Source organism: Pseudomonas coleopterorum (genome assembly GCF_900105555.1).
In the GTDB taxonomy this organism is placed as follows: Bacteria; Pseudomonadota; Gammaproteobacteria; order Pseudomonadales; family Pseudomonadaceae; genus Aquipseudomonas; species Aquipseudomonas coleopterorum.
Genome location: NZ_FNTZ01000001.1, coordinates 695,725 through 721,286 on the forward strand (window position 1 = coordinate 695,725; position 25,562 = coordinate 721,286).

General features: G+C 59.0%; 21 protein-coding genes, 3 tRNA genes and 3 rRNA genes. 19 read left to right on the plus strand and 8 right to left on the minus strand.

Annotation, left to right across the window (positions count from 1 at the left end):
- Positions 1 to 5: 5 nt before the first annotated feature.
- Together BLV18_RS03015 and BLV18_RS03020 are read left to right on the plus strand one after the other, a co-directional pair.
- Positions 6 to 785, plus strand: coding sequence for a tetratricopeptide repeat protein (locus BLV18_RS03015; RefSeq protein ID WP_090356262.1), 780 nt, complete (start codon positions 6 to 8; stop codon positions 783 to 785).
- On the plus strand, positions 785 to 1,114 hold the full coding sequence (locus BLV18_RS03020; RefSeq protein WP_056845258.1) for a YqcC family protein: 330 nt from the start codon (positions 785 to 787) through the stop codon (positions 1,112 to 1,114). Before BLV18_RS03015 ends, BLV18_RS03020 begins: the two co-directional genes overlap by 1 nt.
- Before the next feature lie 4 nt (positions 1,115 to 1,118).
- Here BLV18_RS03020 and BLV18_RS03025 read toward each other — a convergent pair whose 3' ends face one another.
- Entirely contained in the window at positions 1,119 to 1,553 is a 435-nt protein-coding gene (locus BLV18_RS03025; protein WP_090356265.1) for a DUF4124 domain-containing protein, read from the minus strand.
- A gap of 395 nt (positions 1,554 to 1,948) precedes the next feature.
- On the opposite strand from BLV18_RS03025, the gene BLV18_RS03030 reads away from it, so the two are divergent.
- The 11 genes from BLV18_RS03030 to rrf all read left to right on the plus strand — a co-directional run bounded on the left by BLV18_RS03030 (position 1,949) and on the right by rrf (position 13,602).
- Positions 1,949 to 3,673, plus strand: a complete 1,725-nt coding sequence (locus BLV18_RS03030) for an acetolactate synthase 3 large subunit (protein ID WP_090361976.1) — start codon at positions 1,949 to 1,951, stop codon at positions 3,671 to 3,673.
- A gap of 2 nt (positions 3,674 to 3,675) precedes the next feature.
- On the plus strand, positions 3,676 to 4,167 hold the full coding sequence (gene ilvN / locus BLV18_RS03035) for an acetolactate synthase small subunit (RefSeq protein ID WP_049858693.1): 492 nt from the start codon (positions 3,676 to 3,678) through the stop codon (positions 4,165 to 4,167).
- Between the two features lie 47 nt (positions 4,168 to 4,214).
- On the plus strand, positions 4,215 to 5,231 hold the full coding sequence (ilvC, locus tag BLV18_RS03040) for a ketol-acid reductoisomerase (protein ID WP_049858694.1): 1,017 nt from the start codon (positions 4,215 to 4,217) through the stop codon (positions 5,229 to 5,231).
- Positions 5,232 to 5,377: 146 nt separating this feature from the next.
- Positions 5,378 to 6,226: a CDP-diacylglycerol--serine O-phosphatidyltransferase gene (gene pssA / locus BLV18_RS03045; RefSeq protein WP_049858695.1), complete on the plus strand. Its 849-nt coding sequence runs from the start codon at positions 5,378 to 5,380 to the stop codon at positions 6,224 to 6,226.
- Positions 6,227 to 6,292: 66 nt separating this feature from the next.
- Positions 6,293 to 7,306 carry a protein-methionine-sulfoxide reductase catalytic subunit MsrP gene (msrP, locus tag BLV18_RS03050; protein WP_090356267.1) on the plus strand — a complete coding sequence of 338 codons (1,014 nt, stop codon included), beginning with the start codon at positions 6,293 to 6,295 and terminating at the stop codon, positions 7,304 to 7,306.
- Positions 7,306 to 7,926 (plus strand): protein-methionine-sulfoxide reductase heme-binding subunit MsrQ, encoded by a 621-nt coding sequence (msrQ, locus tag BLV18_RS03055; protein ID WP_090356269.1) that lies wholly within the window; start codon positions 7,306 to 7,308, stop codon positions 7,924 to 7,926. Before msrP ends, msrQ begins: the two co-directional genes overlap by 1 nt.
- Before the next feature lie 509 nt (positions 7,927 to 8,435).
- Positions 8,436 to 9,972, plus strand: a 16S ribosomal RNA gene (locus BLV18_RS03065).
- 65 nt (positions 9,973 to 10,037) lie between these two features.
- Positions 10,038 to 10,114: transfer RNA gene (locus BLV18_RS03070), tRNA-Ile, on the plus strand.
- A 5-nt stretch (positions 10,115 to 10,119) separates the two neighbouring features.
- Positions 10,120 to 10,195: transfer RNA gene (locus BLV18_RS03075), tRNA-Ala, on the plus strand.
- Positions 10,196 to 10,445: 250 nt separating this feature from the next.
- Positions 10,446 to 13,339: ribosomal RNA gene (locus tag BLV18_RS03080) — 23S ribosomal RNA — on the plus strand.
- 147 nt (positions 13,340 to 13,486) lie between these two features.
- A 5S ribosomal RNA gene (gene rrf, locus BLV18_RS03085) occupies positions 13,487 to 13,602 on the plus strand.
- The 16S, 23S and 5S rRNA genes sit together here with 2 tRNA genes alongside, the layout of an rRNA operon.
- A 101-nt stretch (positions 13,603 to 13,703) precedes the next feature.
- Here the strand turns inward: rrf and BLV18_RS03090 are convergent.
- Positions 13,704 to 14,618 (minus strand): LysR family transcriptional regulator, encoded by a 915-nt coding sequence (locus tag BLV18_RS03090; RefSeq protein WP_090356271.1) that lies wholly within the window; start codon positions 14,616 to 14,618, stop codon positions 13,704 to 13,706.
- An 84-nt stretch (positions 14,619 to 14,702) separates the two neighbouring features.
- Here BLV18_RS03090 and BLV18_RS03095 point away from each other — a divergent pair, with 84 nt between their 5' ends.
- Positions 14,703 to 15,485 (plus strand): NAD(P)H-dependent oxidoreductase, encoded by a 783-nt coding sequence (locus BLV18_RS03095; protein WP_090361978.1) that lies wholly within the window; start codon positions 14,703 to 14,705, stop codon positions 15,483 to 15,485.
- 33 nt (positions 15,486 to 15,518) lie between these two features.
- On the plus strand, positions 15,519 to 16,124 hold the full coding sequence (locus BLV18_RS03100) for a GNAT family N-acetyltransferase (protein ID WP_244156800.1): 606 nt from the start codon (positions 15,519 to 15,521) through the stop codon (positions 16,122 to 16,124).
- Between the two features lie 48 nt (positions 16,125 to 16,172).
- Here the strand turns inward: BLV18_RS03100 and mksF are convergent, their stop codons facing one another.
- Genes mksF through mksB form a run of 3 tightly spaced genes read right to left on the minus strand, consistent with a single transcriptional unit; the run spans position 16,173 to position 20,945 of the window.
- Positions 16,173 to 19,004 carry an Mks condensin complex protein MksF gene (gene mksF / locus BLV18_RS03105; RefSeq protein ID WP_090356276.1) on the minus strand — a complete coding sequence of 944 codons (2,832 nt, stop codon included), beginning with the start codon at positions 19,002 to 19,004 and terminating at the stop codon, positions 16,173 to 16,175.
- Positions 19,001 to 19,666 (minus strand): Mks condensin complex protein MksE, encoded by a 666-nt coding sequence (mksE, locus tag BLV18_RS03110; protein ID WP_049861792.1) that lies wholly within the window; start codon positions 19,664 to 19,666, stop codon positions 19,001 to 19,003. Before mksE ends, mksF begins: the two co-directional genes overlap by 4 nt.
- Positions 19,656 to 20,945 (minus strand): Mks condensin complex protein MksB, encoded by a 1,290-nt coding sequence (gene mksB, locus BLV18_RS03115; protein ID WP_090356279.1) that lies wholly within the window; start codon positions 20,943 to 20,945, stop codon positions 19,656 to 19,658. The genes mksE and mksB overlap by 11 nt, the downstream gene beginning before the upstream one ends.
- Positions 20,946 to 21,104: 159 nt before the next feature.
- On the opposite strand from mksB, the gene BLV18_RS03120 reads away from it, so the two are divergent.
- Together BLV18_RS03120 and rimI are read left to right on the plus strand one after the other, a co-directional pair.
- Positions 21,105 to 21,914: an energy transducer TonB gene (locus tag BLV18_RS03120; RefSeq protein ID WP_090361981.1), complete on the plus strand. Its 810-nt coding sequence runs from the start codon at positions 21,105 to 21,107 to the stop codon at positions 21,912 to 21,914.
- Positions 21,907 to 22,359 (plus strand): ribosomal protein S18-alanine N-acetyltransferase, encoded by a 453-nt coding sequence (gene rimI, locus BLV18_RS03125; protein ID WP_043186281.1) that lies wholly within the window; start codon positions 21,907 to 21,909, stop codon positions 22,357 to 22,359. Before BLV18_RS03120 ends, rimI begins: the two co-directional genes overlap by 8 nt.
- A gap of 75 nt (positions 22,360 to 22,434) precedes the next feature.
- Here rimI and BLV18_RS03130 read toward each other — a convergent pair whose 3' ends face one another.
- The gene (locus BLV18_RS03130) at positions 22,435 to 22,842 is read right to left on the minus strand and encodes a hypothetical protein (RefSeq protein ID WP_043186284.1); all 408 of its coding nucleotides are present in this window, start codon (positions 22,840 to 22,842) and stop codon (positions 22,435 to 22,437) included.
- Positions 22,843 to 22,980: 138 nt separating this feature from the next.
- Between BLV18_RS03130 and can the strand changes: the two genes are divergently transcribed.
- Both can and sodC read left to right on the plus strand, forming a co-directional pair.
- The gene (gene can / locus BLV18_RS03135; protein ID WP_049861794.1) at positions 22,981 to 23,619 is read left to right on the plus strand and encodes a carbonate dehydratase; all 639 of its coding nucleotides are present in this window, start codon (positions 22,981 to 22,983) and stop codon (positions 23,617 to 23,619) included.
- A 101-nt stretch (positions 23,620 to 23,720) separates the two neighbouring features.
- On the plus strand, positions 23,721 to 24,245 hold the full coding sequence (gene sodC / locus BLV18_RS03140; RefSeq protein WP_056844925.1) for a superoxide dismutase family protein: 525 nt from the start codon (positions 23,721 to 23,723) through the stop codon (positions 24,243 to 24,245).
- A gap of 84 nt (positions 24,246 to 24,329) precedes the next feature.
- Here the strand turns inward: sodC and BLV18_RS03145 are convergent, their stop codons facing one another.
- Entirely contained in the window at positions 24,330 to 25,268 is a 939-nt protein-coding gene (locus BLV18_RS03145) for a 2-hydroxyacid dehydrogenase (protein WP_090356281.1), read from the minus strand.
- Between the two features lie 106 nt (positions 25,269 to 25,374).
- Positions 25,375 to 25,451 (minus strand) — tRNA-Met (locus BLV18_RS03150).
- Positions 25,452 to 25,562: the final 111 nt, after the last annotated feature.

Here is a 25,562-nt window from a genome sequence, read left to right on the forward strand (position 1 = left end):
ATGAAGTGAACAAGTGGTGGTTTCCTGCCTTGACGGCATTGGCTTTGCTCAACGGTTGCGCCAGCGTGGAACGTGGCTCCATTCCAGTGGTTGATTCCGGCTCTGCGGTCACCAATGGCGAGCGGGTATCGCGCACCGGCGGTTTCCGCCAGACCACCGTGGTTCGTCCAAAGGCACAGGCCCAGGCGATCACCGAAGATTCCGGCGTGGTCGTCATGGTGCCGCAAGGGGCGGGCTCGCAGCCGATCCAGAGCTTCCCAGCGCCAGGTAACAGCGCGCCGATCAGCACCGGGCCGATCACCCCCGGCCCGATAGTGCCCGGCCCCAGCAGCTCGGCGCCCGTGAGCCAGGCGCCGGCCTATACGCCGGCCGCGCCAAGCACGACCTACAACATGCCGGCCAGCGCTCCGAGCGGAATTCCGCGGGCCAGCAGCGGTGGCGGCCTGTCCGCCGACGAACAACTGGACGGCCCGGTCCTGGCACTGTTGACCACCGCTCAGCAGCAGCAGGGTGGCGGCGATCTGAACGGCGCTTCCTCCAGCCTGGAGCGGGCCCAACGCATCGCACCGCGCGAGCCGCAGGTGCTGTACAAGCTGGCGCAAGTGCGGCTGGCCCAGGGTGACGCTGCCCAGGCCGAGCAACTGGCCCGCCGAGCGCTGACCTACGCCAATGGTCGTCCCGATCTGCAAGCGAGCCTGTGGAACATCATCGCCCAGTCGCGCGACAAGCAGGGCGATGCAGCAGGAGCCAACCTGGCTCGCCAGAAAGCCAAGAGCGCTTCGTGATGGATGATCGTTTTCTTGCGATCGCCGAGCATCTGCTGTTGATCGAACGCGAATTGCGTCAGCAGGGTTGGTGGCAGGATGTGCCACCCAGTGCCGAAGCGCTGGCCAGCGTCGAGCCGTTCAGCGTTGACACTCTGGACTTCGATCAGTGGCTGCAGTGGATCTTCCTGCCCCGCATGAAGACCATCATCGAGCAGGATCTTCCTCTGCCCAACGCCTCGGGCATTCTGGCGATGGCCGAAATGGTCTACGCCGATCGTCCCGACCAGAGCCGCGGCCTGCGCGCCAGCCTGGCGCGCTTCGACGAGCTGATCGGGCAGGTACGCTAGACGCTTACGTGCACTGCTCGTCGATCACCTTGCGCACTTCCTCGATCTTGGCCTGACGCTCCTGCTCGGTCAGGCGCTTGACCTCGCCATTGACCTGCTGAAGCACCCGCGGGTTGTTCTTGAGCTGCGCCAGGTTGGTCCTGGCGCCGGTACAGAACTCGTTGCGCCGCGCCGTCTCGTCGGCCACCTGCGACTTCACCTTGCGGTCGATCCGGCGCTGCTCGGCCTCGCCACTGGCTTTCATCACCGCGTCGTTGGAAATTGGCTCGGGCGGGGTCACCGGCTTCACGCCTTCCACGGCGGTCGCCTCAACGCCGTTGGGCGGTCGTGCATCAAAATGCGTCACGCCTTGGCTATCGACCCATTTGTAGATTTGCCCTGCTATCACCCATGGGGACAGGGCAAACAGCAGCAAACTTGCGGCAACGGTTGAACGCATGGCGCCTTCTCTGAGGGTTGGTTACGCATGAAACTACCATAGCTCATCAGCCAGACAGGGTTTATTGCGCTGTTTGGGTGCAGGTGCGCAATAAAATGCACGCATCACTTGACTTGCAGCAGACGAATCACAACAATCCAAAGTCCGCTGTACAGGGACTGCCAGAAGCAGACCCACACAGCAGAGCACAGGCGCACACCAGCGCCGACCCGTAATACCCGCAACGCGTTACCTCGCGCTGGGTGGGAAAGCCCGTGACACTTGGGTGCTCCCAATACTTGCTCAGTCAGTGCTGACGTACGTCGGCGACCACCGTCGCTCATGCTCTGCTGGCAGTAAACCTATTAAGACCCGTTCCCATGGAGCGGTATTCTGGCGTTTTAGAGGTGAACAACGTGGAGCTTTTATCTGGCGCTGAAATGGTCGTCCGCTTCCTGCGCGACGAAGGCGTTAAGCACATCTACGGGTACCCCGGTGGTGCCCTCCTGCATGTCTATGACGCCCTGTTCAAGGAACCCGCAGTCGAGCACGTGCTGGTCCGGCACGAGCAGGCCGCAACTCACATGGCCGATGGCTATGCCCGCGCGACCGGCAAGGCCGGCGTGGTACTGGTGACGTCCGGCCCGGGTGCCACCAACGCCATTACCGGTATCGCCACGGCCTACATGGACTCCATTCCGATGGTGATCCTCTCGGGCCAGGTGGCCAGCACCTTGGTCGGCACCGACGCGTTCCAGGAAACCGACATGATCGGTATCTCCCGTCCCATCGTGAAGCACAGCTTCATGATCAAGCACGCCTCGGAGATCCCCGAAGTCCTGAAGAAGGCTTTCTACCTGGCTCAGTCCGGTCGTCCCGGCCCTGTTGTGGTCGACATCCCCAAGGACATGACCAACCCGGCCGAAAAATTCGAATACGTCTATCCCAAGAAAGCCAAGCTGCGCTCCTACAGCCCGGCGGTTCGCGGTCACTCCGGTCAAATTCGCAAGGCCGTGGAAATGCTCCTGGCCGCCAAGCGTCCGGTCATGTACGCCGGAGGTGGCGTCATTCTCGGTGGCGCCTCCGCCGCCCTGACCGAGCTGGCGCAGATCCTCGACCTGCCGGTGACCAACACCCTGATGGGTCTGGGCGCCTATCCGGGCATGGATCGTCAGTTCGTCGGCATGCTCGGCATGCACGGCAGCTACACCGCCAACCTGGCCATGCACCATGCCGACGTGATCCTGGCCGTGGGCGCCCGCTTCGACGACCGTGTGATCAACGGCGCGGCCAAGTTCTGCCCGAACGCCAAGATCATCCACATCGATATCGACCCGGCCTCGATCTCCAAGACCATCAAGGCAGACGTGCCGATCGTGGGCCCGGTGGACAGCGTCCTGACCGAAATGCTCGCAACCTTGAAAGACATCGGTGAAACCCCGAACAAGGACACCGTTGCCAGTTGGTGGAAGCAGGTCGAAGAATGGCGTGGCGATAACGGCCTGTTCCCCTACGACAAGGGCGATGGCTCCAAGATCAAGCCGCAGAAGGTCATCGAGACGCTGTGCGAAGTCACCCAGGGCGACGCCTACGTCACCTCTGATGTGGGCCAGCACCAGATGTTCGCCGCGCAGTACTATCTGTTCAACAAGCCCAATCGCTGGATCAACTCCGGTGGCCTGGGCACCATGGGCTTCGGCTTCCCGGCGGCCATGGGTGTCAAGATGAGCTTTCCCGATGCCCACGTTGCCTGCGTGACCGGGGAGGGCAGTATCCAGATGAACATTCAGGAGCTGTCCACCTGCCTGCAGTACGGTCTGCCGGTCAAGATCATCCTGCTCAACAACGGGGTACTTGGCATGGTGCGCCAGTGGCAGGACATGAGCTACGGCGGTCGTCACTCGCATTCCTACGTCGAATCGCTACCCGACTTCGTCAAGCTGGTCGAAGCGTATGGTCACGTCGGCATGCGCATCACTGACCTCAAGGACCTCAAGCCGAAAATGGAAGAAGCCTTCGCCATGACCGACCGTCTGGTTTTCCTCGACATCCAGGTCGACGTTGGCGAGCACGTCTATCCGATGCAGATCAAGGACGGCTCGATGCGCGACATGTGGCTCAGCAAGACGGAGCGGACCTGATTATGCGGCACATCATTTCACTTTTGCTCGAGAACGAACCCGGCGCCCTGTCGCGCGTGGTAGGGCTGTTCTCGCAGCGCAACTACAACATCGAAAGCCTGACCGTGGCGCCCACCGAAGACCCGACCCTGTCGCGTCTGACGTTGACCACGGTAGGGCATGATGAAGTGATCGAACAGATCACGAAGAACCTCAACAAGTTGATCGAGGTGGTCAAGCTGGTAGACCTGTCGGAAAGCGCTCACATCGAACGCGAACTGATGCTGGTCAAGGTCAAGGCCACTGGCGCCCAACGCGCCGAGATCAAACGCACCACGGACATCTTCCGTGGGCAGATCGTTGATGTCAGCAGTAGCGTCTACACCGTTCAGCTGACGGGCACCAGCGACAAGCTGGATAGCTTCCTGCAGTCTATCGGCACCGCCTCGATCCTCGAAACCGTGCGCAGTGGCGTGACCGGTATCGCTCGCGGCGACAAAGTGCTGAGCATCTAACTCAATTGGCGACTGGCCGAAACGGCCCAGATAACAGGTGATATTCAATGAAAGTTTACTACGACAAAGATTGCGACCTCTCGATCATCCAGGGCAAGAAAGTAGCCATCATCGGCTACGGTTCCCAGGGCCATGCCCAGGCATGCAACCTGAAGGATTCGGGCGTCGACGTCACTGTGGGCCTGCGCAAGGGCTCGGCTACTGTCGCCAAGGCTGAGGCCCACGGCTTGAAAGTTGCCGACGTCGCTACCGCCGTTGCCGGTGCCGACCTGGTCATGATCCTGACCCCTGACGAATTCCAGTCCCAGCTGTACAAGACCGAAGTCGAGCCCAACATCAAGCAGGGCGCGACTCTGGCGTTCTCCCACGGTTTCGCCATTCACTACAACCAGGTCGTGCCACGCGCCGACCTGGACGTGATCATGATTGCACCCAAGGCGCCGGGTCACACCGTGCGTACCGAGTTCGTCAAGGGCGGCGGTATCCCTGACCTGATCGCCATCTACCAGGATGCCTCGGGCAACGCCAAGAACGTCGCGCTGTCCTACGCTTCGGGCGTGGGCGGTGGACGTACCGGCATCATCGAAACCACGTTCAAGGACGAGACCGAAACCGACCTGTTCGGTGAGCAGGCCGTTCTGTGCGGCGGTACCGTGGAACTGGTCAAGGCCGGCTTCGAAACTCTGGTCGAAGCCGGTTATGCACCGGAAATGGCCTACTTCGAGTGCCTGCACGAACTCAAGCTGATCGTCGACCTCATGTACGAAGGCGGTATCGCCAACATGAACTACTCGATCTCCAACAACGCCGAATACGGCGAGTACGTGACCGGTCCTGAAGTCATCAACGCCGAGTCCCGCCAGGCGATGCGCAACGCACTCAAGCGCATCCAGGATGGTGAATACGCCAAGATGTTCATCAACGAAGGCGCCACCAACTATCCATCGATGACCGCCAAGCGCCGCAACAACGCCGCTCATGGCATCGAAGTCATTGGTGAGCAGCTGCGTTCCATGATGCCTTGGATCGCTGCCAACAAGATCGTCGACAAAGCCAAGAACTGATACAGTTCCAAGCGATGAAAACGCGGCCCCGGCCGCGTTTTTTCGTTATGGTGGCAAGCTTCTGGTATAAAGCTGCAACGTTTTGCGGTCGAACCCTCGACCCAGACGCCTGTCGAAACTTTCCACACCGTTGCAAGGTATTGTCCATGAGCGAACGTCCCCAAGAGCCAAACAAGGCTCCTGACGCCGAAAGCCTCCTGCCGATCGATGAGCATGTCGAAGAAGGGCATGACGCCGAAGGACGTAAAGTCCGGCACCGCGGTATCTATCTTCTGCCCAACCTGTTCACCACGGCGAACCTGTTTGCGGGCTTCTACTCGATCATCAACTCGATCAGCGCCCAGAGCGCCGGCAATGCTGCCGAAGCCAGCAAGTACTTTGCTTACGCAGCCATCGCCATCTTCGTCGCCATGGTCCTCGACAGCCTCGATGGCCGAGTGGCACGCATGACCAACACCCAAAGCGCCTTCGGAGCGGAATACGATTCACTTTCCGACATGGTCGCGTTCGGTGTCGCACCTGCACTGCTCGCCTTTGGCTGGGCACTGGGTGACATGGGCAAGGTTGGCTGGATGGTGGCCTTCATCTACGTCGCGGGTGCCGCCTTGCGACTGGCCCGCTTCAACACCCAGGTCGGTACGGCTGACAAACGCTATTTCATCGGTCTGGCCAGTCCTGCCGCGGCGGGTGTGGTCGCCGGTCTGGTATGGGCGTTCAGCGACTACGGCATCCAGGGCTCGAAGATGTCATTCCTGGTCGCCTTGCTGGTAGCCGCCGCAGGCATGCTGATGGTGAGCAACATCAAGTACAACAGCTTCAAGGAACTGGATCTCAAGGGGCGCGTACCCTTCGTGGCCATCCTGGCGGTCGTGCTGGTGTTCGCGGTGGTGTTCAGCGATCCGCCCCGCATTCTGCTGTTGATCTTCCTCGCCTATGCAGCGTCAGGTCCGATACAGTATTTGTTACGCATGCGTCGTCACAAAAAAGCCGACTAAATTCAATTTCACGCATAATCCGTAGTCTCTTGGTATGTTGAATACAGCCAAGGCTACGGAGGCACCATGCTCATCAAGCTACCGCGTGCTTCGGACTGCAAAGAGTCCGAAGTCACCCCCGAATCGATCTATCTCTCCCGCCGCTCGCTCATGGGCGCCACCGCAACAGCCTTGGCCGTTTCGGCACTTCCTTCCTGGGCATCCGCTGCCGACCCGTCACGCTACGAAGGCGTCGACACCAGCAGTCCGCCTGCCTGGCTGAATGACAAGTTGGGACAAACCCGCTGGGGCGCGGTCACCGTGCAAGGCGAGGCGATCACGCCTTTCAAGGATGCCACCCACTACAACAACTTCTATGAGTTCGGCACCGGCAAGGGCGACCCAGCAGTCAATGCCGGTGCCTTGAAAACCGAACCCTGGTCGGTCGTGATAGACGGTGAGGTCGCCAAACCCGGGCGCTATGCGCTCGAAGACTTCATGAAGCCCTATCAGTTGGAGGAGAGGATCTATCGGCTGCGCTGTGTCGAGGCGTGGTCCATGGTCATCCCCTGGATCGGCTTTCCCATCTCGGCCTTGCTCAAGCAGGTCGAGCCCACTTCGAAAGCCAAGTACATCCGCTTCGAAACCTTGCAGGATCCCAAGACCATGCCTGGCCAGCGTTCTGGCTTCGCCTTGATCAACTGGCCCTATGTAGAAGGCCTGCGCTTGGACGAAGCGATGAATCCGCTGGCGATTCTCGGCGTCGGCATGTACGGCCGCGAACTGCCCAACCAGAACGGCGCACCCTTGCGCCTGGTGGTGCCGTGGAAGTACGGGTTCAAAAGCATCAAGTCCATCGTCCGGATCAGCCTGGTCAGCGAGCAGCCAGAGACGACCTGGGAAAACATTGCACCGAGCGAGTACGGGTTCTATGCCAACGTGAACCCGGAAGTCGACCATCCGCGCTGGACACAGGCTCGCGAACGGCGCCTGCCCAGCGGGCTGTTCAGCCCCAACGTCCGCGAGACGGCAATGTTCAATGGCTACGGTGAGGAAGTGGCATCCCTCTATACCGGCATGGATCTGCGGAAAAACTACTGATGCGTTACCCGTTCTGGCGTTTGAGTGTATTCGTGGTCGCCTGCGTATGGCCGCTGTTGTGGCTGTACCAGGCGTGGATATTTGCCTTGGGGCCCGATCCGGGCAAGGTGCTTGTCGATCGTCTGGGTCTGGGCACCTTGATTCTGGTGTTGATCACCCTGTGCATGACTCCCTTGCAAAAGCTGTCTGGCTGGCCGGGCTGGATAGCCGTACGCCGTCAATTGGGCCTTTGGTGCTTTGCCTATGTATGCCTGCATCTGGCCGCTTATCTGTTCTTCGTGCTTGGTTTGGACTGGGGGCAGCTTGGCGTCGAGCTGAGCAAGCGTCCCTATATCATCGTCGGAAGCCTGGCGTTCCTGTGCCTGCTGGCATTGGCCGTGACATCGAACCGCTACAGCCAGCGGCGGCTGGGTCGCCGTTGGAAGCAACTGCACCGCCTCATCTATGCCGTGCTGGGGCTGGGGTTGCTGCACTTCCTCTGGATCGTTCGTGCAGACCTGGAGGAGTGGTCGATCTACGCGGCTGTCGGCGCATTCCTGATGCTGCTTCGAGTTCCTGCCGTGGCGCGGCGTATTCCCCGTCTAGCGGGGCGAAAACCAGCTACCGCGAAAAAGGTGTGAATTAACGGTTGACGCCCCTCCAGATCTGTCTATAATTCGCCCCACTTCCGGCGCAGCCGAAACGATAAACGCCTTGTTAATCAATGAGTTAGTCGTTCAGGTAGTGAGGAAGTGCTTCGATCTTCAAGGTCGGAAGCGGTGAGAAAGGCAGTTGACAGCGGTTTGAAACGCTGTAGAATTCGCCTCCCGCTGACGAGTGATCGAAGCGAGTCAAGTGTTTGAAGTTGTTCAGGTTTCTGGAAAAATACTTCGAAATAAACGCTTGACAGAATATGAGGCCAGCGTAGAATGCGCGCCTCGGTTGAGACGAAAGAATCAACCCACCGCTCTTTAACAATTGAATCAAGCAATTCGTGTGGGTGCTTGTGAGTTAAGACTGTTAGTCAACAAGATTATCAGCATCACAACGACTCCGCGAGAAATCAAAGAGTTACCTCGATCCTTCGGGTTCGAGTTTGCGATTGCTGAGCCAAGTTTATAGGGTTTTCTCAAAACCCGATTGCAGTATTGAACTGAAGAGTTTGATCATGGCTCAGATTGAACGCTGGCGGCAGGCCTAACACATGCAAGTCGAGCGGTTGAAGGAAGCTTGCTTCCTGATTCAGCGGCGGACGGGTGAGTAATGCCTAGGAATCTGCCTGGTAGTGGGGGACAACGTTTCGAAAGGAACGCTAATACCGCATACGTCCTACGGGAGAAAGCAGGGGACCTTCGGGCCTTGCGCTATCAGATGAGCCTAGGTCGGATTAGCTAGTTGGTGAGGTAATGGCTCACCAAGGCGACGATCCGTAACTGGTCTGAGAGGATGATCAGTCACACTGGAACTGAGACACGGTCCAGACTCCTACGGGAGGCAGCAGTGGGGAATATTGGACAATGGGCGAAAGCCTGATCCAGCCATGCCGCGTGTGTGAAGAAGGTCTTCGGATTGTAAAGCACTTTAAGTTGGGAGGAAGGGCAGTCAGCGAATACCTTGCTGTCTTGACGTTACCGACAGAATAAGCACCGGCTAACTCTGTGCCAGCAGCCGCGGTAATACAGAGGGTGCAAGCGTTAATCGGAATTACTGGGCGTAAAGCGCGCGTAGGTGGTTTGTTAAGTTGGATGTGAAATCCCCGGGCTCAACCTGGGAACTGCATCCAAAACTGGCAAGCTAGAGTAGGGCAGAGGGTGGTGGAATTTCCTGTGTAGCGGTGAAATGCGTAGATATAGGAAGGAACACCAGTGGCGAAGGCGACCACCTGGGCTCATACTGACACTGAGGTGCGAAAGCGTGGGGAGCAAACAGGATTAGATACCCTGGTAGTCCACGCCGTAAACGATGTCAACTAGCCGTTGGGAGTCTTGAACTCTTAGTGGCGCAGCTAACGCATTAAGTTGACCGCCTGGGGAGTACGGCCGCAAGGTTAAAACTCAAATGAATTGACGGGGGCCCGCACAAGCGGTGGAGCATGTGGTTTAATTCGAAGCAACGCGAAGAACCTTACCAGGCCTTGACATCCAATGAACTTTCCAGAGATGGATGGGTGCCTTCGGGAACATTGAGACAGGTGCTGCATGGCTGTCGTCAGCTCGTGTCGTGAGATGTTGGGTTAAGTCCCGTAACGAGCGCAACCCTTGTCCTTAGTTACCAGCACGTTATGGTGGGCACTCTAAGGAGACTGCCGGTGACAAACCGGAGGAAGGTGGGGATGACGTCAAGTCATCATGGCCCTTACGGCCTGGGCTACACACGTGCTACAATGGTCGGTACAGAGGGTTGCCAAGCCGCGAGGTGGAGCTAATCTCACAAAACCGATCGTAGTCCGGATCGCAGTCTGCAACTCGACTGCGTGAAGTCGGAATCGCTAGTAATCGCGAATCAGAATGTCGCGGTGAATACGTTCCCGGGCCTTGTACACACCGCCCGTCACACCATGGGAGTGGGTTGCACCAGAAGTAGCTAGTCTAACCTTCGGGAGGACGGTTACCACGGTGTGATTCATGACTGGGGTGAAGTCGTAACAAGGTAGCCGTAGGGGAACCTGCGGCTGGATCACCTCCTTAATCGACGACAACAGCTGGCTCATGAGCTCCCACACGAATTGCTTGATTCATTGAAGAAGACGATTGGGTCTGTAGCTCAGTTGGTTAGAGCGCACCCCTGATAAGGGTGAGGTCGGCAGTTCGAATCTGCCCAGACCCACCAATTATGGGGCCATAGCTCAGCTGGGAGAGCGCCTGCCTTGCACGCAGGAGGTCAGCGGTTCGATCCCGCTTGGCTCCACCACTTTTGGTGCTCCATCGTTGTCAAAGCTTAGAAATGAGCATTCCATCGGTTGATGGTTGAATGCTGATTTCTGATCTTTTTCAGAATCGTTCTTTAAAAATTTGGGTATGTGATAGAAAGATAGACTGGACAGACACTTTCACTGGTGTAGGTTCAGGCTAAGGTAAAATTTGTGAGTTGCTCTTTGAGTAAATGCGAATTTTCGGCGAATGTCGTCTTCACAGTATAACCAGATTGCTTGGGGTTATATGGTCAAGTGAAGAAGCGCATACGGTAGATGCCTTGGCAGTCAGAGGCGATGAAAGACGTGGTAGCCTGCGAAAAGCTTCGGGGAGTCGGCAAACAGACTGTGATCCGGAGATGTCTGAATGGGGGAACCCAACTGTCATAAGACAGTTATCTCATGCTGAATACATAGGCATGCGAGGCGAACCAGGGGAACTGAAACATCTAAGTACCCTGAGGAAAAGAAATCAACCGAGATTCCCTTAGTAGTGGCGAGCGAACGGGGACCAGCCCTTAAGTTGATTTGAGATTAGCGGAACGCTCTGGAAAGTGCGGCCATAGTGGGTGATAGCCCTGTACGCGAAAATCTCTTGTCAATGAAATCGAGTAGGACGGGGCACGAGAAACCTTGTCTGAATATGGGGGGACCATCCTCCAAGGCTAAATACTACTGACTGACCGATAGTGAACTAGTACCGTGAGGGAAAGGCGAAAAGAACCCCGGAGAGGGGAGTGAAATAGATCCTGAAACCGTATGCGTACAAGCAGTGGGAGCAGACTTCGTTCTGTGACTGCGTACCTTTTGTATAATGGGTCAGCGACTTATATTCAGTGGCGAGCTTAACCGAATAGGGGAGGCGTAGCGAAAGCGAGTCTTAATAGGGCGTTTAGTCGCTGGGTATAGACCCGAAACCGGGCGATCTATCCATGGGCAGGTTGAAGGTTAGGTAACACTGACTGGAGGACCGAACCGACTACCGTTGAAAAGTTAGCGGATGACCTGTGGATCGGAGTGAAAGGCTAATCAAGCTCGGAGATAGCTGGTTCTCCTCGAAAGCTATTTAGGTAGCGCCTCATGTATCACTGTAGGGGGTAGAGCACTGTTTCGGCTAGGGGGTCATCCCGACTTACCAAACCGATGCAAACTCCGAATACCTACAAGTGCCGAGCATGGGAGACACACGGCGGGTGCTAACGTCCGTCGTGAAAAGGGAAACAACCCAGACCGTCAGCTAAGGTCCCAAAATCCTGGTTAAGTGGGAAACGATGTGGGAAGGCTTAGACAGCTAGGAGGTTGGCTTAGAAGCAGCCACCCTTTAAAGAAAGCGTAATAGCTCACTAGTCGAGTCGGCCTGCGCGGAAGATGTAACGGGGCTCAAACCAGGTACCGAAGCTACGGGTATCATCTTTTGATGATGCGGTAGAGGAGCGTTCTGTAAGCCTGTGAAGGTGAGTTGAGAAGCTTGCTGGAGGTATCAGAAGTGCGAATGCTGACATGAGTAACGACAATGGGTGTGAAAAACACCCACGCCGAAAGACCAAGGTTTCCTGCGCAACGTTAATCGACGCAGGGTTAGTCGGTCCCTAAGGCGAGGCTGAAAAGCGTAGTCGATGGAAAACAGGTTAATATTCCTGTACTTCTGGTTATTGCGATGGAGGGACGGAGAAGGCTAGGCCAGCTTGGCGTTGGTTGTCCAAGTTTAAGGTGGTAGGCTGAGATCTTAGGTAAATCCGGGATCTCAAGGCCGAGAGCTGATGACGAGTTGTCTTTTAGACGACGAAGTGGTTGATGCCATGCTTCCAAGAAAAGCTTCTAAGCTTCAGGTAACCAGGAACCGTACCCCAAACCGACACAGGTGGTTGGGTAGAGAATACCAAGGCGCTTGAGAGAACTCGGGTGAAGGAACTAGGCAAAATGGCACCGTAACTTCGGGAGAAGGTGCGCCGGTGAGGGTGAAGGACTTGCTCCGTAAGCTCATGCCGGTCGAAGATACCAGGCCGCTGCGACTGTTTATTAAAAACACAGCACTCTGCAAACACGAAAGTGGACGTATAGGGTGTGACGCCTGCCCGGTGCCGGAAGGTTAATTGATGGGGTTAGCGCAAGCGAAGCTCTTGATCGAAGCCCCGGTAAACGGCGGCCGTAACTATAACGGTCCTAAGGTAGCGAAATTCCTTGTCGGGTAAGTTCCGACCTGCACGAATGGCGTAACGATGGCGGCGCTGTCTCCACCCGAGACTCAGTGAAATTGAAATCGCTGTGAAGATGCAGTGTATCCGCGGCTAGACGGAAAGACCCCGTGAACCTTTACTATAGCTTTGCACTGGACTTTGAATTTGCTTGTGTAGGATAGGTGGGAGGCTTTGAAGCGTGGACGCCAGTCTGCGTGGAGCCATCCTTGAAATACCACCCTGGCAACTTTGAGGTTCTAACTCAGGTCCGTCATCCGGATCGAGGACAGTGTATGGTGGGTAGTTTGACTGGGGCGGTCTCCTCCTAAAGAGTAACGGAGGAGTACGAAGGTGCGCTCAGACCGGTCGGAAATCGGTCGTAGAGTATAAAGGCAAAAGCGCGCTTGACTGCGAGACAGACACGTCGAGCAGGTACGAAAGTAGGTCTTAGTGATCCGGTGGTTCTGTATGGAAGGGCCATCGCTCAACGGATAAAAGGTACTCCGGGGATAACAGGCTGATACCGCCCAAGAGTTCATATCGACGGCGGTGTTTGGCACCTCGATGTCGGCTCATCACATCCTGGGGCTGAAGCCGGTCCCAAGGGTATGGCTGTTCGCCATTTAAAGTGGTACGCGAGCTGGGTTTAGAACGTCGTGAGACAGTTCGGTCCCTATCTGCCGTGGACGTTTGAGATTTGAGAGGGGCTGCTCCTAGTACGAGAGGACCGGAGTGGACGAACCTCTGGTGTTCCGGTTGTCACGCCAGTGGCATTGCCGGGTAGCTATGTTCGGAAAAGATAACCGCTGAAAGCATCTAAGCGGGAAACTTGCCTCAAGATGAGATCTCACTGGAACCTTGAGTTCCCTGAAGGGCCGTCGAAGACTACGACGTTGATAGGTGGGGTGTGTAAGCGCTGTGAGGCGTTGAGCTAACCCATACTAATTGCCCGTGAGGCTTGACCATATAACACCCAAGCAATTTGCGTCGAATGACCAGATTGCGGTGACTGTGGAGATGACACGAACCGAAAGTTCGCAGCAAGACAACCCACGAATATCACATACCCGATTCGCTGGAATGCCTCCCAAGGGCATCCTGGCTACAGAATTTCTTGACGACCATAGAGCATTGGAACCACCTGATCCCATCCCGAACTCAGCAGTGAAACGATGCATCGCCGATGGTAGTGTGGGGTTTCCCCATGTGAGAGTAGGTCATCGTCAAGATTCAATTCCGAAACCCCTATCTGCGCAAGCAGGTAGGGGTTTTGTCTTTCATGAGGCAAAAATAACGACCCTGGCGGGTGGTTTTTTTGCAGCATGCCTACTTATGGATCTGTGCCTTTATGCAATCCAGAGGCGATGAGATCGCGCAGCCACATGTGGCCAGGGTCTCGATGCAGTCTTTCCGGCCACAACATGAGCATCTCAAAACCTGGAATAGCGAGTGGAGGTGTCTGTACGTGAAGAGCTGGCTCATCCTGCACAAGTCTTTCCGGCACCAGCGCGACCAAGTCACTGTGAACCAGTGCTGAAACAAGCGAGTTGAAAGTGGACACTGATAGAACGACTTTGCGTTCCAGCCCTTGGGCAGCCAGTGCCTGGTCCGTACCGCCAACGAAGCCAGCGCCATTGGGTGACACCACAGCGTGTTCAAGACCACAGAATGCCTTGAGTGAAAGCGGGGTTGCCAATGCGGGATGACCGCGACGCCCTGCCAGCACATAGCGTTCGTGAACCAAAGACTTGTGACGCAGTTTCGGTGGTGCTTCATCGCGGGTGTGCAGGGCCAGATCGATCCGACCATTTTCAAGGTCATCGGCGAGGCTGAGGGGACTCTTGTTCAACAGCACCAGGCGGGTGTCCGGTGCCAGGCGCCTGAGCACTGCCAACGATGGCCAGACCAATGCGGTCACGGCGTAATCACTCGCAGCGATCTTCCAGGTGTGATTGGACAGTGCAGGCTCGAATGGGGCGCTCGGGCTCAGCGTCGCTTCCAAAGCCACCAGGGCTTCACGCAACGGTCCGCGCAACGCCTTGGCTCGCTCGGTAGGTGACATCCCTCGCGGGCCTGGCAGCAACAAGGGATCGTCCAGAATCTCCCGCAGTCGACCCAGTTGCAGGCTGACTGTCGGTTGAGCCAGATTGAGGAGTCGGGCGGCGCGGGTGACGTTTTGCTCGGACAGCAGTGCATCCAGCGTGACCAGTAGATTGAGATCCAGGCGGCGCAAGGTATTGTGCATGCAAATACCAGATGTTTCGGGAATTCATTTCTATCATAGCGAGGCAGTCGCTACCGTGTGGCATTCATTTACCTGGAGCTCCACATTAAGCTGCTGCTTGTCTACGCTCATCCTGAACCTCGATCCCTGAATGGCTCACTCAAGGATTTCGCCATCGCTCACCTGAAAGCCGGGGGGCACGAAGTAGTCGTTTCGGATCTGTACGCCATGGGTTGGAAAGCGCCTCTGGATTCCGACGATGCGCCTGGCTATGACAACCAAGCGCCTTTCAGCCCTGCGCTTGAATCGCAGCGCGTGTTCGATGCGGGCACGCAGCCGCTGGACATCGAGGGAGAACAGGCAAAGTTGCGCTGGGCGGACGCCGTGATCTTTCAGTTTCCACTGTGGTGGTTCTCGATGCCTGCAATTCTCAAGGGCTGGATCGAGCGCGTCTATGCCTACGGGTTTGCCTACGGCGTTGGCGAACACAGCGAAAGTCATTGGGGTGATCGCTACGGCGAAGGCAGCATGACGGGAAAGCGCGCCATGTTGGTGGTGACCATGGGCGGGTGGGAGCCGCATTACAGTGATCGAGGCGTAAACGGTGCGCTGAATGATCTGCTGTTTCCCATTCAACATGGCGTGCTTTTCTATCCTGGGTTCGCGGTGATGCCGCCTTTTCCGATCTTCAAAACAGGCAAAATGGACGCGACTCGGTTCGAACAGGTTTGTGAAGCCTACGCGGTGCGCCTGGATAATCTGTTCAATGATGAGCCGCTGCGATTTCGTCGCCAGAATGGTGGGGACTATGAGATTCCGGCGTTGACTCTCAAGCCGCATGTTGCGCCTGGGCGTAATGATCTGGGCATCCATGTGAGTGACGACTGAACACTGAAAGGTTTGAAGAAGAGGACAACGAAGTTGAGTGCTGAAATGGACGTTGATTCGAACCTGAGTGGATTGCACGTGCCTGGATTCAACCTGGGTAGTTATGTCCTTCGTCGTATCCGTTCTGACGATGCCCAAGTGGTATTTGCAGGTCTCTCCAACCCGCAGGTCATCGCTCACTATGGCGTGTCCTACGAAAGCCTTGAGGCGACTGCCGAGCAGATGCGTTGGTATGACTGGCTTTTGGCCGAGGGAGTGGGAATCTGGTGGGGCATTGCCAGGCAGGAAGACGACCACCTTATTGGTGCCTGCGGTTTCAATGACAGGCAGCACGAACATCACCGCATCGACCTGGGGTACTGGCTTCTGCCGGAGTACTGGGGGCGAGGCATCATGCAGGCGGCGTTGTCGCATATTCTCAGGTATGCGTTTGGGCATATGGGTATCCATCGAGTGCATGCAGACGTCGAGCCGGAGAATGTTGCCAGCTTGCATCTGCTGGAGAAGCTTGGATTTGCCCACGAAGGTACGTTGCGCGATGTCGAATACAAGGATGGGCGCTATATCAGCCTGCACCAGTTGAGCCTGATTAGGACCGACCCGGCGGCGATTGAGCTGATCAGACCGGCAAGTGGTTGAAGGCTAAAAAAAGCCCCGCTGTTGCGGGGCTCGTTCATTGCGTTGCGTTTACCGAGTGGCCTCGCTTTCGAGTGCAGCGACCGCTTTCGTCAGTTCGTCGTGGCGGCGGATGAATTTCCAGTCCGCCTCATCGATGTAGATGCCTTCGGCGCTGCTGCCGCCTTCGAGGTCGATGGCGACGTGAGCGGATACCTGTGGTTTCACGCTCGCCAGAATCGGCGTGAAACCCAGTTGCTGGCTGGTTTCCAGCAGGGCGGCCTGGTTGCGTTCGTCGATATCGGCGGCTTCGTCGAGGTAATAGGGCAGACGGATGCGGCCGGCTTGATCGCGATCCATCAGGTGCAGCAACAGGTACATGTTGGTCAGCGCCTTGATGGTCATTGTGGTGCCGTTGGAGGCGGCGCCATCGATGTCCGTGTGGATGACCGGTTGGCCGTTGATCTTGGTGATTTCGAAGGCCAGTTCGAACAGGTCCTTGAGGCCGAGCTGGTTATGATTGGCCGCAACCATGCGGGCCAGGTATTCCTTGGCCTCCTCGTTCTTGCTGTCCTGCTCGGCGCTCTGGTTGAGGTCGAACACGGAAAGGGTTTCGCCTTCCTCGTATTGGCCTGCGCTGTGGATGATCTGGTCGATGTGCTTGAGGGCGTCCTTGTTGGGTGCGAGCACGATGCGGAAGCTTTGCAGGTTCGACACCTGGCGCTTGTTGATCTCGCGGTTGAACAACGCCAGCTGATGTTCGAGGCTGTCGTAGTCGCTGCGGATGTTGCGCAGGGTCCGGGCGATGTCGGTGACGGCGGCGCGTCGAGCCTTGCCCAGGGTCAGGGCCTCGTCGGTGCGATGGGCATAGGCGTTGATCAGCAATTGCAGACGGCGCTCGACGTTGTCTTCGCTGTCGAACTTGGCCACGCCCTTGAGGCGCACCTGGGCGTACAAGGCTTCGATCTGTCCGTCGACACGTTGCAGGCTCTGCCAGCTGTCCTGATAGTCATTGAGCAAGGGCAGCAGGTTGTCCATCGAGTCGTCGATCAGCTCCATGAAAGGCGTGCCGAATGGCAGATCGGTCGGGAGCAGGTGGCGGCGGCGCAGGGCATCGTCCAGAGTGCGCTGTTTGCTTTCCAGGTCGGCGATCTGTCGGCCCACCAGCTGCAGCTTGGCAGACAGCTGTCCGACGCGCTCGGTGAAGGCGTCGCTGGAGCGCGCCAGTTCGTCCTGGGCCGCTTCGAGTTGGGCAAGCTGTTCGAGCTTGTCCTGCTCTTCGCGGCTCAGGGTCTGACTGCGACGGTAGTCTTCCAAGGCCTTCTGGGCATCCAGAACCTCCTGGTACAGCGTCTCGGAGCGCGACTTGCTGGCCGAAAGGTCCGCGGCAACGGCCTGTTGGGTCTTGAGTTGCTGCAACTCCTTTTCCAGGCGCGCACGTTGCTCGCGCAGGGCGGCGCGATCAGCCAGGGCCTGCAACACCGGCGGTTCGATGGTGGACAGGTCAATGGAGAGTCCGGGCAGTTCGAAGCGCTCGCCCTTGAAGCGGTCAAGCACGGTCTGCACGGTGTCGACCCAGGCGTTGCCGTCATCCAGGTCCAGACCTCGTGGGCCGGTGGGCAGGCTGAACAGCGCGCCGTTGAACAGGCGCATCAGGCGGTCGACATCCTGCTGCGAGAACTCTTCGCGCAGGCGCGCGTAGCTGTTGTTGTCGGCATGCTCCAGTTGCTGGCGGATGGACTTGAGGCGCTGCTCGACGTCGCCGATCCGCTCCTGCAGGTCCTGTGCGCTGAACTGGCGAGACTGCGCCAGGGCGCCGGCCAGTTCGTCGTGGGCATCCTTGGCAGCCAGCAGCTGCTGCTCCAGCATCCGTACGTCGGTGACCAGCGCGAAGCGGTTCTTGAGGACCGAGAGCTCGCCGAGCCAGCGCTGGATGGTCGAGATTTCGCGCTCCAGGCGCATGAGCTCCTGGGTGCTGCCGCGCTGATTGGTCTGTAGCACATCCTGTTCGTTGCGGTAGTGCTCGGACTGGATGACCAGCTCTTCCTTGCGCGCGCCGGCATAGTCCTGCCAGGTACCCAGCAGCCCATCCAGGATCGGCGAGAGACGGTGCAGCTTGCCGCGCAGGCCGTCGCGCTGGGCGACACCATTGGCCAGTGCCTCGACCAGCGGGCCGGCAGCGACCAGGGCGTTGTAGTCCTGCTCCATGCGGCGTACGTCGCGGAAGGCCTCTTCACAGGCGGCGATGTAGTCGACGCTGCCTGAGCGCAGGCTGTGCTCGAAGGCATCGAGGAACAGCTGCTTGAGTTTGGCCGCAGTGATTTCGCGCATGTGCAGCAGGTTGATGAACAGGGCGCGGAAGGTTTTCAGGCTCTGCTCGCTGGTCGAGCGCAGGGGGATCAGGGTGAGGTCGAGCGGTACGCTGGTGTGGCCGCCGACCAGCAGGCGACGCAGCTCCTCGGGTTTGAGCTCATAGGCCTTGAGGTTATGGCGTTCGAGATTGCTGAACAGCTCTTTCTGGCGCAGGCAGGTACCGTCCTGCTGGTAATGCGCCAGATCCAGTTCGCCTGCATAGGCAAAGAACTGATGACCGAAGCCCCCGCCAGGACCGCGACCGACCACGCCGATGACATGGGGGCCGTGGGCCAGGACGACTTCGCAGAGGATGTAGCTGGTATCGGTGGCGAAATAGAAGCGACGCGACTGCTCCAGGGTGTACTTGCCGAAGCTCATGTCGGACATGCGCGCCAGGATCGGGAACTGCAGGGCGTTGATCGAGGCACTTTTGCCCAGGTTGTTGGCGCCGTAGACCGACAGCGGCTGCTCCAGCGGAAACAGGCCCAGGCTGTAGCCGGCGGTGTTGAGCAAGGCGAAGCGGCGGATGCCGTAGCGTTCCTGGGTCATGCGTCGAGCTCCTGTCGCTCTTGGGCTATGGCGAGGGCCAAGGCCTGTTCGTCGCTGATGTCATCGCCCTCATCGGTGTCGTCACCGGCCAGCATCGGCACCGGCAGGGGCAGGGCGCTGTGCAGGCTGGCGGCCAGGTCGCGGTCCTGCTGCACCGATAGGCACACATCGAGGAAGCGATGCATCGGCGCCAGAAAGCGATAGATGCCATTGTCTTCGGCGGTGAAGCCGAGTTGGGTCATGCGCCGCAGGATCTTCTCTTCCAGTTCTTCCTGGGTCTGCACTTCGGCCTGCAGGAACAGGTCGCGGTATTTGTCCAGCAGGGCCGGCAGTTCGTCGCGCCCCAGGCTGCCGCCATCGAGTACGGCAATCGGATCGCGGCCTTGATCGGCCAGGTGCTCCACCAGGATGAAGGTGAACAGGGACAGACGCTGCGCGGTCTTGTTGACCTGAGCGGCGGCCAGCTCTGGAACGAAGTAGTAGAAGCCGCGGGTGTCGCAGACCAGTTCGAAGCCCAGGGCCTTGAACAGGCCGCGGTACACGTCCTGCAGGGTCGAGAGTTGCGAGTAGAGCTCCGGGTCGCGGCGGCTGATGTGAAAGCCTTTGAGCAGCTCGCGAAAGATCGGCGCCAGGTGGGTCAGTTCGTTGAGGTCAAGATGCATGTTCGGTGCTCGCGGAGTGTGCCGGAGTGACCGCTGTGGCGGGCTCGGCGCTGGAAAGCAGGGCGAAGGAGCGCAGGCTCAGCTGGTGCTCGCGGGTATGGTAGTCACGGCGTTCGAGGCGTTGGCGGGCAAAGCGCTTGTCTCGTGACAGGCGCGAGAACCAGTACAGCAGCTCATCGGTGGCGCCATCGGGTTCCTGGTCGAGCAGCCAGAGCATCAGGTCGGGCATCGGCAGGGCGTGTTCGCAACGTTCGAGCATTTCCTTGACCGTGCGGGGTGCGCGCTGGCTGCCTGCGGTGTCGCTCTTGTGCGCCTTGGGGAAGGGCGCGGGCTTGGCTTCGAAGCGGGCGAGGGCGTAGACATAGGCTTCGACCTGGCTGGCGCTGCCCAGGAATGTGCTCTGCGGACGGCTGAACAATGGCAGGGCGGCCTGGGGGACGGCGTCCAGGCCTTTGCGGCGAATGGCCGAGAGTGCAAGGGCTGCGCCGCGGGTCACGGCATTGTGCCGGCGTGCTTCCTCGCGCAGGGGCAGCAGCAGTTCACGGGCATGGCGCAGGGTCAGCTGCGCGCACGTCTGCATTTCGAGAATGCGCGCGTGGGTGCGCAACAGCATGTCATCATCGACCAGGTGACCAAGGCGCTGCTGTTCACCGAGCAAACGCAGCAGGACGTTTTCGACCTTGCGCACGCCTTGCTCGAAGGCGCCGTCGGCGTTGACCAGTTGGATCATGGGTTCGACGTATTCATCCCATGTCGCGAGGACCTCGGCGTAGCGCTGGCGCAGGTCAACCTGGCGATCGCGGGTCTTGGCCCGCTCGGCCACGGCCACCAGCGCCTGCTCGTCATTGGCCAGTTTCTTGAGGACATCGCGCACGCGCATGTCGAGCAGTCGCAGCTGGCGAGCCAGGTCATTACCATCGCGAATGTCGAAGGCATCCTGGATGTGCCCGGCCAAACGTTCGAGGTGGCGCAGGTAGGCTTCGATCTCCAGGCACAGGCCCAGGCGGTGTTCGCGCCGCAGGTAGGCGAGGAAGTCGTGGATCTGTGCGTTGAGCTCGAAGCGGTTGGGGCTTTTCGCGACGGGTACCAGGATGTCCAGCCGGATCCAAGTGTCGAGCAGGCTGGTGATCTCCTGGGCAGTGCTGTCCAGGCGTTGGGCAGCCAGCTGCTGACGCAGCTCGACAAGGCTCAGGGTACCTTGGTCGAAGTGCTCGCACAGCGGCTCCAGCAGGGCCCAGTGGTCGGCGAGGGCGCGCAGCACGCGCTTGGGTTCGATCATCGGCTGGTCGACTCGTGCCAGGTTAAAGGGTCGCGATTGTACTGCATGATGGGGCGGGTTTTGGTGCTGCGCGCGAGCGCTTGTGTAAAACGTGGCGGCACATCGTGTGGAACATCGGTAGAATCCACCGCCTCGACTTACCCACAGATGGCTGACCCTTTGCTCAACGAGTCCCGTCGCCGCGCCTATCTGGACGCCATGCAGGTAGTGCATTGGCTGCCCCGTACCGAGCTGCCGTTCGCAGCGCCTTCGCGTGCCTGTGTACTTGCGCATGTCGAGGTGTTGCCGTCGCTCTCGGAGCCTGCCGAGCAGGCGGCGGTGACCTCGGCGCTGCCGAATGCTCCGCGCGCGGTGGAGCCTGCGCTGCCCGATCCGGCCAAGGTTCAGCGGCCCAGGATCGAGGTGCCGCGGCCCAGCGTTGCACGTCCGGCCGTGGCTGCTGTGGCCGAAGAGGCCGTCGAGGCACCGGTCGCCAAACCGGTCAGTGCGCCGCCGCGTTTTGCCTTGCAGGTGCTGCGCGCCGGTCCTTGTCTGGTGCTGGTTGAGCTGGCCACAGGGCAGGCGTTCCAGAGTCGCGATCCTTCCTACCTGCTGCTCAAGGACATGCTGCGCGCTGCCGGCCTGCCCGATGCGCCACAAATCCTGGGCGAGCCGATCCGCTGGCCGTTTCTGCAGCGCGGCCAGTTGGACCAGGGGCCGGATGCGGCCTGCGATTTCGTGCAGGGCTTCGTCATGGCGCAGCTTGAGCAGACGCCGTGCACGTGCCTGTGGTTGGTCGGGCTGCCGGCAATTCGTTTTGCCGGGCGCGCCAATGCCGAAGATTACAACCGCGAGCTGGAAGTGGAAGGGCTTGGGCTGGCCTGGGCCGTACCGGGTCTTGAGCTGTTGATGGATGAACCCGAGCGCAAGGCTGCCGTTTGGCAGGCGATGCGCCGTCTGCTACCGCGTTGGAAAAACCGTGATGAGTGATGCCGTAAGCTTTCGCCGAATGACCGAAGCGGATCTGGATGCCGTACTCAAGATCGAATTCGCCGCCTACACCCATCCATGGACGCGGGGCATCTTTCTCGATGGTTTGAAATCATACGAGATCTGGCTGATGTTCGACGGCCAGCAACAGGTGGGGCATGGCGTGCTCAACGTCATCATCGACGAAGCTCATCTGCTGAACATCACCGTGAAGCCGGAAAACCAAGGTCGTGGACTGGGTTTGAAGTTGCTCGAGCGGCTGATGTCGCGAGCCTACGAGCTGGGCGGGCGTGAGTGCTTTCTGGAGCTGCGCGCCAGCAATCAGTCGGCGTACCGCCTATACGAACGCTATGGCTTCAATGAGATCGGCAAGCGACGGGACTACTACCCCATGGCCGGTGGGCGCGAGGATGCGCTGGTCATGGCCTGTACGTTGTTCGAATGACTGCTTTGTTCAAGTGAGCGCCACCGATCACTGCCCTGCAGGAACCTGGGAAAGTGATCGGTGTGAGCGCCGGCCTCAGCGTTTGCCGTCGAGCGGATCGATCAGGGCCAGTTCTTCTTCATCCAGGCCATCGCCGCCGCCAATGTCATCTTCATCGACGAAGCTCAGTTCCTGATCAGCGGGACCGCTTTCGCCTGGCTCGTTGGGCGAACGTGCGCCATCCTCGTGGATCAATGTTTCTGGGCTAAGGTCGTCGTCGGTCGGATTGTGATCATCCATCGAGGCGCCGGTCAGGCCTGCTTCGCGTACGCGCTCTTCAGGGACCAGATGCTCCAGCTCGTCGGCGGGGATGGTATCGCCGATCCTGCCGGTGGGACCGTCCGTGTCATCGAAATCCAGCTCGCGGACTTGGCCCATGCGATCTTCGGTGTCGTCGATCGGGTTGGGTTGTGGCGCATCGTAGGGGCGATGGGAGTCAGTCATTACGGCAATCCTCTGGTGTGTGTCTAGATAAGGTTGACCCTCGTGCGGCTGGAAAGATTCAGCGTGATTTGTTGGCACCCACCGTGACCTTGTGCGGTGCTGGCCAGTCATAATCCAAATCATTCTTGAGGCTTGAACATGCATGATCTACAGGAACTGATCGACAACAATGCGCGCTGGGCCGAGGCGATCAAGGAAGAAGATCCGGAGTTCTTCGCCAAGCTGGCGCGTCAGCAGACCCCGGAGTTTCTCTGGATCGGCTGCTCGGACGCCCGGGTGCCGGCAAACGAGATCGTGGGCATGCTGCCGGGCGATCTGTTCGTGCACCGCAACGTGGCCAACGTGGTGCTGCACACCGATCTGAACTGCATGTCGGTGATCCAGTACGCGGTCGATGTACTCAAGGTCAAACACATCCTGGTGACCGGCCATTACGGCTGCGGCGGCGTACGCGCAGCGATGCAGGATCGCCAGCTGGGCTTGATCGATGGCTGGCTGCGGACCATTCGCGACCTGTACTACGAGCACCGCAAGGTGCTGGCGACCTTGCCCACCGAAGAGGAGCAGGTCGATCGTCTGTGCGAACTCAACGTCATTCAGCAGGTGGCCAACGTCGGGCATACCAGCATCGTTCAGAACGCCTGGCATCGTGGCCAGGAGCTGTCGGTGCATGGCTGCATCTACGGCATCAAGGATGGCCGCTGGAAGAGCCTGGACGTGACCATCAGTGGCTTCGATCAACTGCCGCCGCAATACCGTCTGCGCGCGCTGGATTGATGGGCAGGAACGAGTGGGCCCGATTCGGGTTCTGAACGGAATGGGGCGGCGATGCGAGTCGCGGCCCTACCGGTAATCAAACGCGAAGCGAAGGAGGCACGATGAAGTCTTATGGCTGGCTTGCACTGATGGCTGCAATGTCGATCGGTAGCGCCAATGCGGCATCCAAGGAAGTGCAGATGAATCTGGTCAGCGCCGAGGGCGCGCCACAGCCGATCGGCACGGTGATGATCGAGGAAACGCCTTACGGGCTGGAGTTCACGCCGCAGCTCAAGTCGCTGCCGGCAGGCGTGCATGGTTTCCACGTGCATGCCAACGGCAGCTGCGCGGCGGCGATGAAGGACGGCAAGATGTCGGCTGCGGAAGCGGCGGGCGGGCACTTCGATCCACAGAAGACCGGCAAGCACCTGGGCCCCTATGATGCCAAAGGTCACCTGGGGGATCTGCCGGCGATCTACGTGAATGCCGATGGCACCGCGACCTATCCGGTGCTGGCGCCGCGCTTGAAGAAATTGAGCGAAGTGGAAGGGCATGCGTTGATGGTGCATGCCGGTGGTGACAACCATTCCGATTCACCGGCACCGTTGGGTGGTGGTGCGGCACGGATGGCTTGTGGGGTGATTTGATCTTTGTGTGAGGTTGGGGAGCGGTGGTGCGGCCTTCGCGGGCAGAGCCCGCTCCCACAGGGTCTACGCTGAGTAGGGTGGTCGTCAGAGCTGGACGGGTGTGAGCACCGGTTCGCCACTGAAGAACGCGCTCAGGTTGCGTTCTACCATTGTCACCGTGTCTCGCGTGGCTTCTGGTGAGAGGCCTGCCACGTGAGGCGTCAGGATGACGTTGTGCAGCGTCTTGAAGGCGTCTGGTACGTTGGGCTCGTCGTCGAACACGTCCAGCGCCGCACCGGCTATGGTGTTGGTTTGCAGAGCCGTCAGTAGATCGTCCGTCGCCACGACGCTGCCGCGGGCGATGTTTACCAGAAACCCCTGCGGACCCAGTGCTTTCAGCACGCTGGCGTCGACGATGGCGCGGGTTTGCGCGCCGCCTGGTGTGGCAATCACCAGAATATCGCTGACTGCGGCCAACTCTACCGGGCTTGCGCAGTACCCATAGTCGACATCATCGCGTTGCGTGCGGTTGTGGTAGTGCACGCTCATGTCGAAACCCAGCGCGGCGCGCTTGGCGATTGCCAGGCCGACGGCTCCCAGCCCGATGATGCCCAGCCGCTTGCCGGCCACCGAAGGGCGCATGCTCTTGACCCACTCGCCACGCCGGACCGACGCATCGGCGCGCGGGATATCGCGCATCAGGGCCAGCAAGAGCGCCAGGGTATGGTCAGCCACCGAGGATGCATTCACCCCAGCGCCGTTGGTCACGGTCAAGCCGTGTGCCTTGGCGGCTGTCAGATCGACGTTCTCGTAGCCTGCGCCCAGCACGCAGATGATGCGCAGCTTAGGGAGAGCCGCCATCTCGTCCGCCGTCAAACCCAACGGGCCACGGGTGAGCACGGCATCGATGCGGTCCGCGTGGTCGGCGATCGCCTTGGCGCGCTGGGCAGGCGAGGGCGCCATGATCAGGTCGTAGCCTTGATCTTCGAGAATCGACACGTAGTCGTTGATGGTTTCGACCAGCACCAGCACCGTTGCACGCATGGAGACCTCCAGGGTGAGAAATGAAGGTCATGGTAGCAAGTTGTGGTCATGCGCAAATGCGCGCATAAAAAAAGGGCTTACCTTTCGGTAAGCCCTTTTTCGTACTTGGTGGCTACACAGGGACTTGAACCCCGGACCCCAGCATTATGAATGCTATGCTCTAACCAACTGAGCTATGTAGCCAAGTGGCGCGCATTATTCGCTTGAAACGGGATTGTGTCAACACCCCTTTGCAAAATATTTATGCGTGCGATCAAACGCTTAGACTATGCGCGGGTACAAGGGGGGCGCGCG